This window comes from Streptomyces sp. NPDC043427 (genome assembly GCF_056436655.1).
This window is the reverse complement of record NZ_JBWKCC010000024.1, coordinates 76613-92759: the sequence shown is the minus strand read 5'-3', so window position 1 is coordinate 92759 and position 16147 is coordinate 76613. Positions and strand designations below refer to the sequence as shown.

General features: G+C 72.1%; 12 protein-coding genes and 1 riboswitch. Of the genes, 10 read left to right on the top strand and 2 right to left on the bottom strand.

Annotated elements, in window-relative coordinates; translation table 11 throughout:
* Nucleotides 1–24 precede the first annotated feature (24 nt).
* Both AC067M_RS31340 and AC067M_RS31335 read right to left on the bottom strand, forming a co-directional pair.
* Nucleotides 25–1152 carry an alpha/beta hydrolase gene (locus AC067M_RS31340; RefSeq protein ID WP_478700406.1) on the bottom strand — a complete coding sequence of 376 codons (1128 nt, stop codon included), beginning with the start codon at nucleotides 1150–1152 and terminating at the stop codon, nucleotides 25–27.
* A 236-nt stretch (nucleotides 1153–1388) separates the two neighbouring features.
* The gene (locus AC067M_RS31335) at nucleotides 1389–2090 is read right to left on the bottom strand and encodes a class II aldolase/adducin family protein (protein WP_478700405.1); all 702 of its coding nucleotides are present in this window, start codon (nucleotides 2088–2090) and stop codon (nucleotides 1389–1391) included.
* 225 nt (nucleotides 2091–2315) lie between these two features.
* Here AC067M_RS31335 and AC067M_RS31330 point away from each other — a divergent pair, with 225 nt between their 5' ends.
* The 10 genes from AC067M_RS31330 to cobI all read left to right on the top strand — a co-directional run bounded on the left by AC067M_RS31330 (nucleotide 2316) and on the right by cobI (nucleotide 16133).
* Nucleotides 2316–3065: a lysozyme gene (locus AC067M_RS31330; RefSeq protein ID WP_478700404.1), complete on the top strand. Its 750-nt coding sequence runs from the start codon at nucleotides 2316–2318 to the stop codon at nucleotides 3063–3065.
* A gap of 143 nt (nucleotides 3066–3208) precedes the next feature.
* Nucleotides 3209–4444: an inorganic phosphate transporter gene (locus AC067M_RS31325; RefSeq protein ID WP_478700403.1), complete on the top strand. Its 1236-nt coding sequence runs from the start codon at nucleotides 3209–3211 to the stop codon at nucleotides 4442–4444.
* Between the two features lie 42 nt (nucleotides 4445–4486).
* On the top strand, nucleotides 4487–4708 hold the full coding sequence (locus AC067M_RS31320) for a hypothetical protein (protein WP_478700402.1): 222 nt from the start codon (nucleotides 4487–4489) through the stop codon (nucleotides 4706–4708).
* A 147-nt stretch (nucleotides 4709–4855) separates the two neighbouring features.
* Nucleotides 4856–4995: riboswitch (cobalamin riboswitch) on the top strand.
* 101 nt (nucleotides 4996–5096) lie between these two features.
* Nucleotides 5097–6149 carry a cobalamin biosynthesis protein gene (locus tag AC067M_RS31315; protein ID WP_478700401.1) on the top strand — a complete coding sequence of 351 codons (1053 nt, stop codon included), beginning with the start codon at nucleotides 5097–5099 and terminating at the stop codon, nucleotides 6147–6149.
* Complete coding sequence (locus AC067M_RS31310) at nucleotides 6146–7681, top strand: cobyric acid synthase (protein ID WP_478700400.1); 1536 nt, start codon at nucleotides 6146–6148, stop codon at nucleotides 7679–7681. The genes AC067M_RS31315 and AC067M_RS31310 overlap by 4 nt, the downstream gene beginning before the upstream one ends.
* Nucleotides 7678–11334, top strand: a complete 3657-nt coding sequence (cobN, locus tag AC067M_RS31305) for a cobaltochelatase subunit CobN (protein WP_478700399.1) — start codon at nucleotides 7678–7680, stop codon at nucleotides 11332–11334. The genes AC067M_RS31310 and cobN overlap by 4 nt, the downstream gene beginning before the upstream one ends.
* Nucleotides 11331–13352 (top strand): putative cobaltochelatase, encoded by a 2022-nt coding sequence (locus AC067M_RS31300; protein WP_478700398.1) that lies wholly within the window; start codon nucleotides 11331–11333, stop codon nucleotides 13350–13352. Before cobN ends, AC067M_RS31300 begins: the two co-directional genes overlap by 4 nt.
* Nucleotides 13352–13951, top strand: a complete 600-nt coding sequence (gene cobO / locus AC067M_RS31295; protein ID WP_478700397.1) for a cob(I)yrinic acid a,c-diamide adenosyltransferase — start codon at nucleotides 13352–13354, stop codon at nucleotides 13949–13951. The genes AC067M_RS31300 and cobO overlap by 1 nt, the downstream gene beginning before the upstream one ends.
* Nucleotides 13948–15387 carry a cobyrinate a,c-diamide synthase gene (locus AC067M_RS31290; protein ID WP_478700396.1) on the top strand — a complete coding sequence of 480 codons (1440 nt, stop codon included), beginning with the start codon at nucleotides 13948–13950 and terminating at the stop codon, nucleotides 15385–15387. Before cobO ends, AC067M_RS31290 begins: the two co-directional genes overlap by 4 nt.
* Nucleotides 15384–16133: a precorrin-2 C(20)-methyltransferase gene (gene cobI / locus AC067M_RS31285; RefSeq protein WP_478700395.1), complete on the top strand. Its 750-nt coding sequence runs from the start codon at nucleotides 15384–15386 to the stop codon at nucleotides 16131–16133. The genes AC067M_RS31290 and cobI overlap by 4 nt, the downstream gene beginning before the upstream one ends.
* The last annotated feature ends 14 nt before the right edge of the window (nucleotides 16134–16147 follow it).

Below are 16147 nucleotides of genomic sequence, written 5' to 3'. Positions count from 1 at the left end.
GGCGAGGGCTACATCAGGCGAGGGCTACATCAAGGGGGTGAGGAAGCGGCGTAGGGCCTCCTCGTAGCCCTGGGGATCGGCGTTCCACATGGCGCCGTGGGGGGCCTGGGGGACCGTGTGGAGGGTCACCAGGCCGGGGCGGCGGGCGGCGAGTCGGCGGGAGGTGGCCCAGGGGGCGATCGTGTCGTCGGGGCCGTGGACGATCAGGGTCGGCACCCGGAGCCGGCCGGGGTCGGCGGCCTCGGCGATGCGGCGGCCGTCGAGACCGGTGCGGCCCTGCGCGGCCCGTACGGCCAGCGGAAGCAGCGCGCCCGGCGTCCGACGGGCGGCGGCGAGCGCCCGTACCGTGGCCTCCCAGTCGAGGACGGGGGAGTCCAGCACCAGCCCCGACACCCTCTCGCGCAGTCCGGAGTGCGCCGCGGCGCGCAGCGCCATGGTGGCACCGGTGGACCAGCCGTACAGGACGACGCGCTCGGCGCCGTACCGCACCGCGTACCGGATCGCCGCGTCCACGTCGCGCCACTCGGTCTCCCCGAAGTGGTGGAGGCCGTCCGGCGAACGGGGCGCGCCGAGGTCGCCGCGGTAGGCGAGGGCGAGCACCGACAAGCGGTGGCGGTGCAGGAACTCCATGACGTTCATCGTGTGTTCCCGGGTGGCGCCCAGGCCGTGCACCGCGATCACCCAGGTGTCGCGGGCGCCGGGCACGAACCAGGCCGGCAGTGCGCCGAGCTCGCCGGGGACGTCGACGTCGGCGTGGTCCAGGCCGAGGGCGGCGCTCGGGTTGCCGACGTGGACGTTGGGGGTGAACCACACCGCGTCGCCGGGGTTCAGGGTGCCGTGGGTGACGCGTTCCAGGCGGCGTACGACGGTGTCGGCGGTGTGCGGGGTGCTGTCGAGGACGGCGCCTACGACCGCGTGGGAGCCGTCACCGGCGAGGCCGTAGGTGCCGGGGCGCTGGGAGGCCAGGGCGCGGGTGAGGGTGATGCGGCCCGCGGCCGTGCCGTGCACGGTGAGCCGGGGCTCCGTGGGCAGCGGCCTGCCCGGCGTCGGACGGAGCGCCGCGTCGCTCGCGAACCGGCCGGCGGCGACGCTGGCCGCGCCGGCTGCCAGGACTGCGGTGACGACGGCGGCCGTCGCTTTGACAGTACGCACGGCTCCAGTGTCCCGGCGCACCCCGTCACCGGCCAGCGGTACGGCGGTTCGGAGTGACGCGAGAGGTGGCGCGAGGTGGGACGCGAGGTAGGACCCGGAGCGTGGCGCAGGGCGCGACAGGGGACGCGCTGCGGGGGCTGCCCCGGAGAGGCGACGGCGCACGGCGACGAGAAGGCTCACTCCATTGCGGTACCCCGGCAGGCGCCGACCAGGCTCGCCCCGTCACCCGTCACCCGTCACCCCCGCTGCCCGTACCCCCTGAGCCGCTCCCCCGCCTCCGCCACCTGTTCCTCCGACAGCAGGCTCGGGGTCAGACCCGGCACCGACGACGCCGTGAGCCACAGGCGGCACATCCACTCGAGTTGGGCCGTGCGGTCGTAGGCCTGGTCGAGGGTGGTGCCGTAGGTCAGGGTGCCGTGGTTCTGGAGGAGGCAGCCGGAGCGGTCGGTCAGAGCGACGCGTACGTTCTCGGCCAACTCGTCGGTGCCGTAGGTCGCGTAGGGGGCGACGCGGACGGGCCCGCCGAGGGCGCCGACCATGTAGTGGACGGACGGGAGTTCGGTCACGAGCGTGGAGACGGCGGTGGCGTGCACGGCGTGGGTGTGGACGACCGCGCGGGCGTCGGTCGTGCGGTACACCGCGAGGTGCATGGGCAGTTCGCTGGTCGGCACCAGCGTGCCGAGCACCTGCCGTCCGTCGAGGTCGACGCCGGTCACGTCGCCCGGCGTCAGCCGGTCGTACGGCACGCCCGAGGGTGTCACCAGGACGGTGTCGCCGACGCGGACCGACACGTTGCCGGAGGTCCCGACGACCAGGCCGTCGGCGACGGTCCGCCGGGCGGTGGCGACGAGCGCCTCCCAGGCCGTCGCCTCCTGCGCGCGCCCCTGCGCACCCCGTACATCCCGTTCACCCCGTTGGTCCCTCGACTGCTCAGCCATGCGGTGATCTTGCCAGGGCGGGCCCCGGTGCGCCTCGGTGCTGGGCACTTCAGGCCGGAAGCCACACCTTCGGCAGGGCGTATATCCGCATAAACCGCTTTCCTCACGGGTTGGCCGGATAGTGACGGAGTTTCACCGATCCTCAAGTACCCTTCGGGGGATTTGTCTGCACATCACCACATCACCACATCGCACCATCGCCACGTCGCCATTCCGGGGGGAACCATGGCCCGTGACCGTAAACCGTCCCGTCACCGCGTCCCCATGTTCGCGGCGCACGTGACGGCCCTCGCCATCGGGTGCACCGCACTCGTCGAGATACCGGCATCGGCGGCGGCCCTGCCGAAGGGGCACGACGTCTCGTCGCACCAGAAGATCGTGGACTGGCAGAAGGCGAAGGCCGAGGGCGCCCGGTTCGTCTACATCAAGGCGACCGAGTCCACGGACTACCGCAACCCGCACTTCGACCAGCAGTACAGCGGCTCGCGCGACGCGGGCCTGATGCGCGGCGCCTACCACTTCGCACTGCCGGACACGTCGTCAGGCAGGGCGCAGGCGGCGCATTTCGTACGCAACGGCGGCGGCTGGACCGCGGACGGCTGGACGCTGCCGCCCGCGCTCGACATCGAATACAACCCCTACGACAAGAAGCACAAGTGCTACGGCCTGAGCAGGGCGAGCATGGTCGGCTGGATCGCGTCGTTCAGCGCCGAGGTGAAGCGGCTCACCGGCCGCCGTCCGGTGATCTACACGACCACGCACTGGTGGAACACCTGCACCGGCCGCAGCCGCGCCTTCGCCGCCGATCACGCCCTGTGGATCGCCCGTTACGATGCGGCCGACGCCGGGGCGCTGCCCGCCGGCTGGTCGTTCTGGACGTTCTGGCAGTACGACAACCGCGGCAGCCTGCCGGGTGACCAGAACGTCTTCAACGGCTCCGGCAGCGGCCTGCGGGAGCTCGCCCGGGGCTCATGAGCGGAGGGCGTGCGGGCCGCCGTTTCGGAACGGAGCCGCGGCCTTCCGTTTGCGACACTTCGACGCCTGCCTCAGTTCATCTTCCGTTCACTCAGGTTACTTACGGTCGTTCAGCCAATGACCTCGAACGATTGCCTGGGTAAATGGAAAGCTTCTCGCTGATCCTCGCGATTGTGGTAGTAACCGCACTCGCGTTCGATTTCACGAACGGTTTCCACGACACCGCCAACGCGATGGCCACAACCATCTCCACCGGTGCACTCAAGCCCAAGGTCGCGGTGGCCATGTCCGCCGTGCTCAACCTTGTCGGCGCCTTTCTCTCGGTGGAGGTCGCCAACACGATCTCCAAGGGTCTCGTCGACGAGACCGGCATCCGTCCCGAGGTCATCTTCGCCGCCCTGGTCGGCGCGATCCTCTGGAACCTGCTGACCTGGCTGGTGGGCCTGCCCTCCAGTTCCTCGCACGCCCTGATGGGCGGTCTGATCGGTGCCACGATCGCCTCGGCGGGCGTCGGCGCGGTCCACGGCGACGCGCTCGTCACCAAGGTCCTGATCCCGGCGATCGCGGCTCCGATCGTCGCGGGCGTCGCCGCGATGCTCGCCACCCGCCTGTCCTACACCCTCGGGAAGAAGGCCGACGGCAAGGCCGCCGAGAAGGGCTACCGCGCGGGCCAGATCGCCTCCGCCGGCCTGGTCTCCCTCGCGCACGGCACGAACGACGCCCAGAAGACGATGGGCATCATCACCCTCGCCCTGGTCGCCGGCGGCGCCGTCGCCCCCGACTCCGACCCGCCCCTGTGGGTCATCCTCTCCGCGGGCCTCGCCATCGCGCTCGGCACCTACCTCGGTGGCTGGCGCATCATCCGCACCATGGGCAAGGGCCTGACCGACCTCCAGCCGCAGCAGGGCTTCGCCGCCCAGACCAGCGCCGCGACGGTCATCCTGGCCTCCTCCCACCTGGGCTTCTCCCTCTCCACCACCCACTCGGTCTCCGGCTCGGTGATGGGCGCGGGCCTCGGCCGCAAGGGCGGCGTCGTCCGCTGGTCGACCGCCACCCGCATGTTCGTCGCCTGGGGCCTCACGCTCCCGGCCGCGGCCCTGGTCGGCGCGCTCGCGGAGTACGTGACCGGCTTCGGCGACTGGGGCACGGCCGTCGTCGCCGTCTTCCTCGTCGCCTCCAGCGCCGCGATCTGGAAGATCTCGCGCCGCGAGGTCGTCGACCACAGCAACGTCAACGACTCCGAGGAGCCGCCCGGCGTGGTGACCACCGCGATCGCCGTGGTGAGCCCGCCGCCCGCGGGCACGGTCGCCGAGGACCTGTCGGCGACGATCCCGGCCTCCGCGGCCGAGTCCGCCCCGCCGGCCACCACCACCGTCTGAGCCGCATCCGGTCCGTACGCCAGGTATGAAGGAAGAGACAGCATGAAGATCGACTGGGCGGCTCTCGGCTCCGTCTTCGGGGTCAGCCTCGTGGTCACCGTGGCCCTCGTGGCCCTGTTCACCCTCGGCATCACCGGCCTCTCCCGGCGCGAGCGGGCCGCGGCCCAGGGCGGCTCCGCCGCTCTCGCGGTCACCGGCGCGTACGTGTGCTTCGCGGCGTGCGCGGCGGCGGTGGCGTACGGGATCTCCCTGATCATCGCCTGATCGCCGCCTGACCGGCGGCACACGGGCACCACGTGGGGTGCGGGACGGATCGTCGTCCCGCACCCCACGTGCGCGTGTGACGCCCTCGACGGCCCGCGTGTGGGGTTCTCCACACTCTCCCGTCGCAGGTCAACAGCAAGTTGACGGCTCTTCCGGGGCCGTGGTGGACTGCCGGAGCCATGTACGGCGGCAGGAGAGGAAGCCGGTGAGAATCCGGCGCGGTCCCGCCACTGTCACCGGGGTAGGAAGCCCCGGGAGCCAGGAACTCTCACCGCCGGTCTCGTCGAACCAGGGCGCGGACACCCTGAGTGAGGACATATCGCCATGCGCGGCTGCCGATTGAGGGCCAGTACCAGCTTGTTGCCCGACCCCACGGACGGCTGAGCCGATGGGTGCCGATCGCGTCTTCGCGTACGGCGCCGCCGCCGGCCTCCTCGGTGACCTGCTCCTCGGCGATCCCCGCCGCGGACACCCGGTCGCCGCGTTCGGGCGGGCCGCGGGTGCCGTCGAGCGGGTGCTGTGGCGCGACCACCGGGGGTGGGGGGCGCTGCACACCGCGGTGTGCGCCGGTGGCGCCGTCGCCCTCGGCGCCATGGCCGCTCGTGCGGTACGCCCCTCCCCGGCTGCTTCCGTCGCGCTGACCGGTGCCGCCACCTGGGCCGTCGTCGGGGGGACTTCACTCGGCCGGGAAGCCCGGACCATCGGGCGGGCGCTCGAAGCGGGGGACGTCGACGCGGCGCGGGCACGACTGCCGCATCTGTGCGGGCGGGACCCACAGGCCCTCGACGCGGACGGGATCGCCAGGGCCGTCGTGGAGTCCGTCGCGGAGAACACGTCGGACGCGGTGGTGGGGGCGCTGGTGTGGGGCGGGATCGCGGGCGTGCCGGGGCTGCTGGGGTTCCGGGCGGTCAACACGCTGGATGCGATGGTCGGGCACAAGTCGGCCCGTTATCGGCGGTACGGGTGGGCTTCTGCGCGGCTCGACGACGTCGCCGGGTGGCCGGGGGCTCGGGTGACCGCGGTGCTGGCGGCTGTGGCGGGGCCCGATCCGCGGGGGGCCGTACGGGCCTGGCGTGCGGATGCGGCCAAGCACCCGAGTCCCAACGCCGGGCCTGTGGAGGCGTCGTTCGCGGGGGCGTTGGGGGTGCGGCTGGGCGGGACGTTGTCGTACGAGGGGCGTGTGGAGCATCGGCCTGTGCTGAATGGAGAGGGGCGTGCGGTGGAGGTGCGGGACATCGAGCGGGCTGTTCGGTTGTCGCGGCGGGTGAGTTGGCTGGCGCTCGGGGTGAGTGCGGCGGGGGCGTTGCTGCGGGGGCGGGTTACGAGGCGCCCGGCGCTGCAGACCGTGGCCACCCTCCCCCACTCTCGGCTTCACTCGAGCGGGGGCACCCCCATCGCCCTGCCGAACGACCGCCCACAGCCGGTAGGAGGTCTCTCGTGAACGGGCGCGGGTTGCTCGTCGCCGGCACCACCTCCGATGCCGGGAAGAGTGTCGTCACCGCCGGGATCTGTCGGTGGCTGGTGCGCCAGGGCGTCAAGGTCGCGCCGTTCAAGGCGCAGAACATGTCGCTCAACTCGTTCGTCACACGGGAAGGTGCGGAGATCGGGCGGGCGCAGGCCATGCAGGCCCAGGCCTGTCGGGTCGAGCCGACCGCGCTGATGAACCCGGTGCTGCTCAAGCCCGGCGGGGAGCAGAGCAGTCAGGTCGTGCTGCTCGGGAAGCCCGTGGGTGAGTTGAGTGCGCGTGGCTATCACGGTGGGCGGCAGCAGAAGCTGCTCGGGACGGTGCTGGACTGTCTCGCCGAGTTGCGGGGCACGTATGACGCGGTGATCTGTGAGGGGGCCGGGAGTCCCGCCGAGATCAATCTGCGGCGGACGGACATCGTGAACATGGGGATCGCCCGCAACGCGCGGCTCCCCGTGCTCGTCGTCGGCGACATCGACCGCGGCGGGGTCTTCGCCTCCTTCTTCGGGACCGTCGCCCTGCTGTCGCCCGAGGACCAGGAGTGTGTCGCCGGGTTCCTGGTCAACAAGTTCCGCGGTGACGTCTCCCTGCTCGAACCCGGGCTCGACATGCTGCACGGGCTCACCGGACGGCACACGTACGGGGTTCTCCCGTTCCGGCACGGGCTCGGCATCGACGAGGAGGACGGGCTGAGGGTGTCCCTGCGGGGCACGGTGCGGGAGTCGAACGTCGCCCCGCCCGTCGGCGAGGACGTGCTGCGGGTCGCCGTCTGCGCGATTCCCCTCATGTCCAACTTCACCGACGTGGACGCGCTGGCCGCCGAACCGGGTGTCGTGGTGCGGTTCGTGGACCGGCCGGAGGAACTGGCCGACGCGGACCTCGTCGTGATTCCGGGGACGCGGGGGACCGTACGGGCGCTGGAGTGGCTGCGGGAGCGGGGGCTCGCGGAGGCCATCGAGCGCAGGGCCGCCGAACAGCGGCCCGTCCTCGGCATCTGCGGTGGCTTCCAGATCCTCGGCGAGCACATCGAGGACGAGGTCGAGAGCCGGCTCGGGCACGTCGACGGGCTCGGCGTGCTGCCCGTGCGGGTGCGGTTCGCCCGCGAGAAGACCCTCACCCGGCCGGTGGGGGAAGCCCTCGGCGAGCGGGTCGAGGGGTACGAGATCCATCACGGGGTCGCCGACGTCCACGGAGGGGAAGCGTTCATCTCCGATGACCAAGGACACAGCCTCGACGGTTGCCGGGTCGGACAGACCTGGGGAACCCACTGGCACGGTTCGCTGGAGTCGGACGGTTTCCGGCGGGCCTTCCTGCGCGAGGTGGCGGCCGCCGCGGGCCGCCGTTTCGTGCCGGCCCCCGACACCTCGTTCGCCGCGCTGCGCGAGGAGCAGCTCGACCGGCTCGGCGACCTGATCGAACAGCACGCGGACACGGACGCGCTCCGGCGGCTCATCGAGTCGGGCGCGCCGCAAGGACTGCCTTTCATTCCACCGGGAGCGCCCGCATGAGCACAGTGTTGTTGTTGTCGACCGCCGACACGGACCTGCTGGCGGCGCGGGCCGCTTCCGGTGCGTCGTACCGGATCGGCAATCCGACCCGGGTGGACGCCGCGGAGGAACTCCCCGGCCTCATCGAGGGCTCGGACATCGCCGTCGTACGACTGCTCGGAGGCAAGCGGGCCTGGGAGGACGGGCTGGCGGTCCTGAAGGCGTCCGGCATCCCGACCGTGCTGCTCGGCGGAGAGACCGTGCCCGACGCGGAGTTGATGGCCGAGTCGTCGGTGCCCGCCGGTGTCGTGGCGGAGGCGCTGAGGTACCTCGTCGAGGGCGGGCCCGCCAACCTGACCGAGCTGGCCCGGTTCCTCTCCGACACCGTGCTGCTGACGGGTGAGGGGTTCGTCGAGCCGCAGAAGATGCCCGAGTACGGCGTCCACGGCGAGCGTGCTGTCGTGGACGGCCGTCCCACCGTGGGCGTGCTCTTCTACCGGGCGCACGAACTGAGCGGCAACACCGCCTTCGTGGACACGCTCTGCGACGCGATCGAGGCGCGGGGCGCCAACGCGCTTCCCGTGTACTGCGGTTCGCTGCGCGGTGCGGACGCCGGGCTGTACGAGATCCTCGGCCGGGCCGACGCCCTCGTCGCCACCGTCCTCGCCGCCGGCGGCACGCACGCCTCGCAGGCCTCGGCGGGCGGCGACGAGGAGTCCTGGGACATCGGGGCGCTCGCCGACCTGAACATCCCGGTGCTGCAAGGACTCTGCCTCACCTCCTCGCATGCCGCCTGGGACGAGTCCGACGCCGCCCTCTCCCCCATGGACGCGGCGATGCAGGTCGCGATCCCGGAGTTCGACGGGCGCCTCATCACCGTGCCGTTCTCCTTCAAGGAGCAGGGCCCCGACGACGTCCCGGTCTACGTCGCCGACCCCGAGCGGGCCGGGCGGGTCGCCGGGATCGCCGTACGGCACGCGCGGCTCAAGCACAAGCCGAACGCGGAGAAGAAGCTCGCGCTGGTCTTCACCGCGTATCCGACCAAGCACTCGCGGGTCGGCAACGCGGTCGGGCTGGACACGCCCGCGTCGGCGGTACGCGTGCTCGACGCGCTGCGGGACGCCGGATACGGCCTGACCCAGTACCCGGACAACGGCGACGAGCTGATCCACCGTCTCATCGAGGCCGGCGGTCACGACGTCGAGTGGCTGACAGAGGACCAGCTGGCCGCCGCGCCCGCGCGTGTGCCGCTCGCCGACTACCGGGCGTGGTTCGACAAGCTCGACCCCGAGCTGCGGGACGCCATGCTGGAGGCGTGGGGTGAGCCGCCGGGCAGCCTGTACGTCGACGGGGACGACATCGTCCTCGCCTCCCTCCAGTTCGGGAACGTCGTCGTGATGATCCAGCCGCCGCGCGGCTTCGGGGAGAACCCGATCGCGATCTACCACGACCCCGACATGCCGCCGTCGCACCACTACATGGCCGCCTACCGGTGGCTGGAGAACAGTTTCGGCGCCGACGCGATCGTCCACATGGGCAAGCACGGCACGATGGAGTGGCTGCCGGGCAAGGGGCTCGGCCTGAGTGGCGGGTGCGCGCCGGACGCGGTCCTCGGCGACCTTCCGCTGATCTACCCCTTCATCGTCAATGACCCCGGTGAGGGCACCCAGGCCAAGCGGCGCGGGCACGCCACGGTCGTCGACCACCTGGTGCCGCCGATGGCGCGTGCCGACACCTACGGCGACCTCGCCAAGCTGGAGCAGCTCCTCGACGAGTACGCGCTCGTCTCCGACCTGGACCCGACCAAGGCACCGGCCGTACGGGCCCAGATCTGGACGCTGGTCAAGGCGGCCGAGCTCCACCACGACCTGCACGTGGCCGAGCAGCCCGGCGACGACGACTTCGACGAGTTCGTCATGCACATCGACGGCTATCTGTGCGAGATCAAGGACGTGCAGATCCGGGACGGGCTGCACATCCTGGGCGGCGGCCCGGTCGGTGAACCGCGCGTCAACCTCGTGCTGGCCGTGCTGCGCGCCTCACAGGTGTGGGGCGGCAAGGCGAACGCGCTGCCGGGGCTGCGGGCTGCGCTCGCCGCGCACTTCGGCCTCGTGGAGAAGGAGCTGCTGGCCGAGCCGGGCGCGCCGGTGAAGCTGCCGGTGGAGCTGACGGACCTGGTGGAGGGTCCGTCCCGCACGGGGGCCGACGCGATCGACCTGCTGGAGCAGTTGTGCCGGCGGATCGCGGAGGGGATGGAGTCCCGGGCGTGGGACGTGACGGCGGCCCCGGCTCTCGTCCGTGAAGCACTCGGCACCGAACTCCCGGACGCCGTCGCGGTGTTGGAGTTCGCCTGCACCGAGGTCGTACCGCGGCTGGAGAAGACCACCGACGAGATCGGGCACATCCTGCGGGCCCTCGACGGCGGTTACGTCCCGGCGGGCCCGTCCGGTTCGCCGACGCGCGGGCTGGTCAACGTGCTGCCGACGGGCCGGAACTTCTACTCGGTCGACCCCAAGGCCATCCCGTCGAGGCTGAGCTGGGAGGTCGGCCAGTCGCTCGCGGACTCGCTGGTGCAGCGCTACCTCCAGGACACGGGCGAGTACCCGAAGTCCGTCGGTCTGACGGTCTGGGGTACGTCCGCGATGCGCACCCAGGGCGACGACATCGCCGAGATCCTGGCACTGCTGGGCTGCCGTCCCGTGTGGGACGACGCGTCGAGGCGCGTGACCGGCTTCGAGATCGTTGCGCTGGAGGAGCTGGGCCGGCCGCGCATCGACGTGACGGTCCGTATCTCCGGGTTCTTCCGGGACGCGTTCCCGCACGTGGTCGGGCTCATCGACGACGCGGTGCGGGCGGTCGCCGAGCTGGACGAGCCCGCCGACGGCAACTTCGTGAAGGCGCACGCCGACGAGGACACCGCCGAGCACGGCGACCGACGCCGGGCCACGGCCCGTGTCTTCGGCTCCAAGCCGGGCGCGTACGGCGCGGGTCTGCTGCCGCTGATCGACGCCCGCAACTGGCGCTCCGACGCGGACCTCGCCGAGGTGTACGCGGTGTGGGGCGGCTACGCCTACGGGCGCGGGCTCGACGGGCGGGCGGCGCGGGGCGACATGGAGACGGCGTTCAAGCGGATCGCCGTGGCCGCGAAGAACGTCGACACCCGTGAGCACGACCTCGTCGACGCCGACGACTACTTCCAGTACCACGGCGGCATGGTGGCGATGGTGCGCCATCTGACGGGCGCCAGCCCCGAGGCCTACGTGGGTGATTCGGCCACCCCGGATCAGGTGAAGACGCGGACGCTGGGCGAGGAGACCCACCGCGTCTTCCGCGCCCGCGTGGTCAACCCGCGCTGGATGGCGGCGATGCGGCGGCACGGCTACAAGGGCGCCTTCGAGATGGCGGCGACCGTCGACTACCTCTTCGGCTACGACGCCACGGCGGGCGTGGTCGACGACTGGATGTACGAGAAGCTCAGCGCGGAGTACGTCTTCGATCCGGAGAACCGTGACTTCATGAAGAAGTCCAACCCCTGGGCCCTGCGCGGCATCACGGAGCGGCTGCTGGAGGCCGCCGACCGTGGTCTGTGGGCCGAGCCCCACGCGGACACGCTGGAGCGGCTGCGTGCCACCTACCTGGAGCTGGAAGGCGACTTGGAGGGCGACGACAAGTGAGTACCCCGTTTCCGTTCACGGCTGTCGTCGGGCAGGACGACCTGCGGCTCGCGCTGCTGCTGAACGCCGTCTCCCCTGCCGTGGGTGGTGTGCTGGTCCGAGGGGAGAAGGGCACCGCGAAGAGCACCGCCGTGCGGGCGCTTTCCGCGTTGCTGCCCGAGGTCCCCGTCGTTCCCGGGTGCCGTTTCTCGTGCGACCCGGCCAAGCCCGACCCGGCGTGCCCGGACGGGCCGCACGAAGCCGGCGGCGGCGTCGAGCGGCCGGCCCGGATGGTCGAGTTGCCCGTCGGTGCCTCCGAGGACCGGCTGGTCGGCGCGCTGGACATCGAGCGGGCGCTGGCTGAGGGCGTGAAAGCCTTCGAGCCGGGACTCCTCGCGGACGCGCATCGCGGGATCCTGTACGTCGACGAGGTCAACCTGCTCCACGATCACCTCGTCGACCTGCTGCTGGACGCGGCCGCGATGGGCGCCTCGTACGTCGAACGCGAGGGTGTCTCCGTACGGCACGCCGCCCGTTTCCTGCTCGTCGGCACCATGAACCCCGAAGAGGGCGAGCTGCGGCCGCAGTTGCTGGACCGGTTCGGGCTGACGGTGGAGGTGGCTGCCTCCCGGGAGCCCGACCAGCGGGTGGAGGTCGTGCGACGGCGGCTCGCCTACGACGACGACCCGACCGGGTTCGCGGCGAAGTGGGCCGACGAGGAGGCCGCCGTACGGGCGCGGATCGTGGCGGCGCGGGAGCTGTTGCCGTCGGTGCGGCTGGGCGACGGGGCGCTGCGGCAGATCGCGGCGACCTGCGCGGCCTTCGAGGTGGACGGCATGCGTGCCGACATCGTGATGGCGCGTACGGCGACCGCGCTGGCCGCCTGGGCCGGGCGGACCGATGTGCTGGCTGAGGACGTACGGCAGGCGGCGCTGCTCGCGTTGCCGCACCGCAGGCGGCGCAATCCCTTCGATGCTCCGGGGCTCGACGAGGACAAGCTGGACGAGACGCTGGAGGAGTTCGGGGACTCCCCCGAACCCGATGACGACCCCGACCCCGACCCCGACCCCGACTCCGGTCCGGACGGGCCCGGTGGGGGCGGCGGGGAGCCGTCGCCCGAGGAGGGGCCGCAGGGCGGTGACACGGGCGCGCAGCCCGAGGCCGGTGAGGGAGGCGAACCGCAGGCTTCGGGAGCTGGTGAGCAGTCCGCCGTACGGGCCTCCGAGCCGTTCCGTACGAAGGTGCTGAGCGTGCCGGGCATCGGCGAGGGTGCCGCCGGGCGGCGTTCGCGGGCGCGGACCGAGCACGGGCGGACGACCGGTGCCCGACGGCCCCGGGGAACGCTCACCAAGCTGCACCTGGCGGCGACCGTACAGGCGGCCGCGCCGCACCAGCGGGCGCGCGGCCGGTCGGGGCCGGGGCTCGTGGTGCGCCGGGACGATCTGCGGCAGGCGACCAGGGAGGGGCGTGAGGGCAACCTCGTGCTGTTCGTGGTGGACGCCTCCGGATCGATGGCGGCGCGGCAGCGGATGAGTGCCGTGAAGGGTGCCGTGCTGTCGCTGCTGCTTGACGCCTACCAGCGGCGGGACAAGGTGGGTCTGGTGACCTTCCGGGGGTCGGCGGCCGATGTGGCGTTGCCGCCGACGTCGTCCGTGGACGCGGCGGCGGCCCGGCTGGAGACGCTGCCGACCGGCGGGCGGACGCCGCTGGCGGCCGGACTGCTCAAGGCGCACGACGTGCTGCGCGTGGAGCGGTTGCGGGATCCCGCGCGGCGGGCGCTGGTCGTGGTCGTGACGGACGGGCGGGCCACCGGTGGGCCGGAGCCCGTCGCGCTGGCGGGGCGGGCGGCTCGGCTGTTCGCGGCCGAGGGCACCGCCTCGGTCGTCGTGGACTGCGAGTCGGGGCCCGTGCGGCTGGGGCTCGCGGGGCAACTCGCCGGTGAGCTGGGGGGTACGGCCGTGACGCTGGACGAGTTGCGGGCCGACTCGATCGCCGGGCTGGTCAGGGATGTGCAGGGTTATTCGAGGAGGGCCGCGTAATGCCGCAGGGGCAGCCGAGTGTAGTGCCGGACGACGGGCTGACGACGCGGCAGCGTCGTAATCGGCCGCTCGTGGTCGTGCACACGGGCGTGGGGAAGGGCAAGTCGACCGCCGCTTTCGGGCTCGCTCTGCGGGCCTGGAACCAGGGGTGGCCCATCGGGGTGTTCCAGTTCGTCAAGTCGGCGAAGTGGAAGGTCGGCGAGGAGAACGCGCTGCGGGTGCTGGGGGCGTCCGGGGAGGGCGGCTCCGTCGACTGGCACAAGATGGGCGAGGGCTGGTCGTGGGTGCAGCGGGATCAGCAGATGGACAACGAGGAGAAGGCCCGTGAGGGCTGGGAGCAGGTCAAGCGGGACCTGGCCGCCGAGACGTACAGGCTCTACGTGCTCGACGAGTTCGCCTACCCCATGCACTGGGGGTGGGTCGACACCGATGAGGTGATCGATGTCCTGCGGAATCGGCCCGGCACCCAGCATGTGGTGATCACCGGGCGGAACGCGCCCGAGAAGCTCGTCGACTTCGCCGACCTCGTGACCGACATGTCCAAGGTCAAGCACCCCATGGACGTCGGGCAGAAGGGGCAGAGGGGCATCGAGTGGTGACTTCTTCCGTCCCACGGCTGGTCATCGCCGCGCCCTCCTCGGGCAGCGGCAAGACCACCGTTGCCACGGGGTTGATGGCCGCGTTCGCCGCGCGGGGGCTCGCCGTGTCCCCGCACAAGGTCGGGCCGGACTACATCGATCCCGGGTATCACGCGCTCGCCACCGGGCGCGTGGGGCGGAACCTCGACGCGTACCTGTGCGGGCCGGAGTTGGTCGGGCCGCTGTTCGCGCAGGGCGCGCGCGGGTGTGACATCGCCGTCGTCGAGGGTGTGATGGGCCTGTACGACGGCGCGGCGGGGGAAGGGGAGCTGGCGTCCACCGCTCATGTCGCGAAGCTGTTGCGGGCGCCGGTGGTGCTGGTCGTCGACGCGTCGTCGCAGTCGCGGTCCGTCGCGGCGCTGGTGCACGGGTTCGCTTCCTGGGATCCGGAGGTCCGGGTCGGGGGCGTGATCCTGAACAAGGTCGCGTCGGACCGGCATGAGGAGTTGTTGCGGGAGGCGTTGGATTCGGCGGGAGTGCCGGTGCTGGGGGTGCTGCGGAGGGTTCCGCAGGTGGATACGCCTTCGCGGCATCTGGGGTTGGTGCCGGTCGCGGAGCGGCGCTCCGCTGCGGTCGACGCCGTCGAGGCGATGGCGGCACAGGTGTCCCGAGGGTGCGACCTGGAGGCGCTGACGGCGCTGGCGCGGAGTGCTGGTGCGTTGGAGGGTGCGGCTTGGGACGCGGCTGAGGCTCTGGCTTCTGCGCCCCCGCCGCCCCTGCCCGTCCCGCCCCTGGGGGCCGCAGCCCCCGGGCCCCCGATGTCGGCCCTGGAGGGGCCTCGCCCTCACACGCCCGGGCCGGTCATTGCCGTCGCCGGTGGAGAGGCGTTCACGTTCTCCTATGCCGAGCATGCCGAGCTTCTCGCCGCCGCCGGTGCCGAGGTGGTCACCTTTGATCCCCTGCGGGACGAACAACTCCCGGAGGGCACCGCCGGGCTCGTCATCGGCGGCGGTTTCCCCGAGGTGTACGCCGCCGAGCTCGCCGCCAACGAGCCTTTGCGCAAGGCCGTCACCGAACTGGCCCTGAGTGGCGCTCCCGTGGCGGCGGAATGCGCCGGACTGCTGTATCTGTGCCGGGAGTTGGACGGGCAGCCGATGTGCGGCGTGCTGGATGCCACCGCGCGGATGTCGGAGCGGCTCACTCTGGGGTATCGGGACGCGGTGGCCGTGAGCGACAGTGTGCTCGCCGCGGCGGGCACGCGGTTGCGCGGGCACGAGTTCCACCGCACGGTCGTCGAGCCCGGCGCCGGAACGGCCCCCGCCTGGGGGGTGCGCACCCCCGTCAGGCGCGTCGAAGGTTTTGTACAAGGTGGTGTGCACGCGAGTTATCTGCACACGCACTGGGCGTCCGAGCCCAGTGTGGCCCGTCGGTTCGTGGAGAGGTGCCGGACGTCATGAGCAGCAGGCTGATCGGAGTGGGGGTCGGGCCGGGCGATCCGGAGCTGGTGACCGTGAAGGGGGTCAACGCGCTCCGCGAGGCGGATGTCGTCGTCGTGCCGGTGATGGCTGCGCCTGATGGAAGAGATGGCGGAGAGCGCGGGCGGGCCGAGGCGACCGTGTTGCACTACGTGCCCGAGGAGAAGGTCGTCCGGGTGGTGTTCGCGTTGAACGAGCGCACCGACCGGGAGCGGCGGGAGGCCGCGTGGGACGCGGCGGGTGAGCGGGTGGCGGGGCTGTTGCGGGAGCACGGCACGGTCGCCTTCGCGACGATCGGCGACCCGAACGTGTACTCCACGTTCACCTATCTCGCGCAGACCATCGCCGAGCTGGTGCCGGGTGTCGGCGTCGAGACCGTGCCCGGGATCACCGCCATGCAGGATCTGGCGGCCCGGTCGGGTGCCGTACTCACCGAGGGGACGGAGCCGTTGACGCTGGTGCCGGTGACCGCGGGGTCCGCGGTGCTGAAGGACGCGCTCGCCGGGCCCGGGACGGTCGTCGCGTACAAGTTCGGGCGGCAGGCGGGCGAGGTCGCGGAGGCGTTGCGGGAGACCGGGCGGCTCGGTGACGCCGTGTGGGGGTCGGCACTCGGGCTCACCGACGAGTCGATCCGGGCGGCCGCCGACCTCGACGGGGCTCCCCTGCCGTATCTGTCGACGCTGATCGCGCCCGCGCGGCGCGACGGCGGGCGGGGCGGCAAGCTGTGAACTCCGCCGGGGTG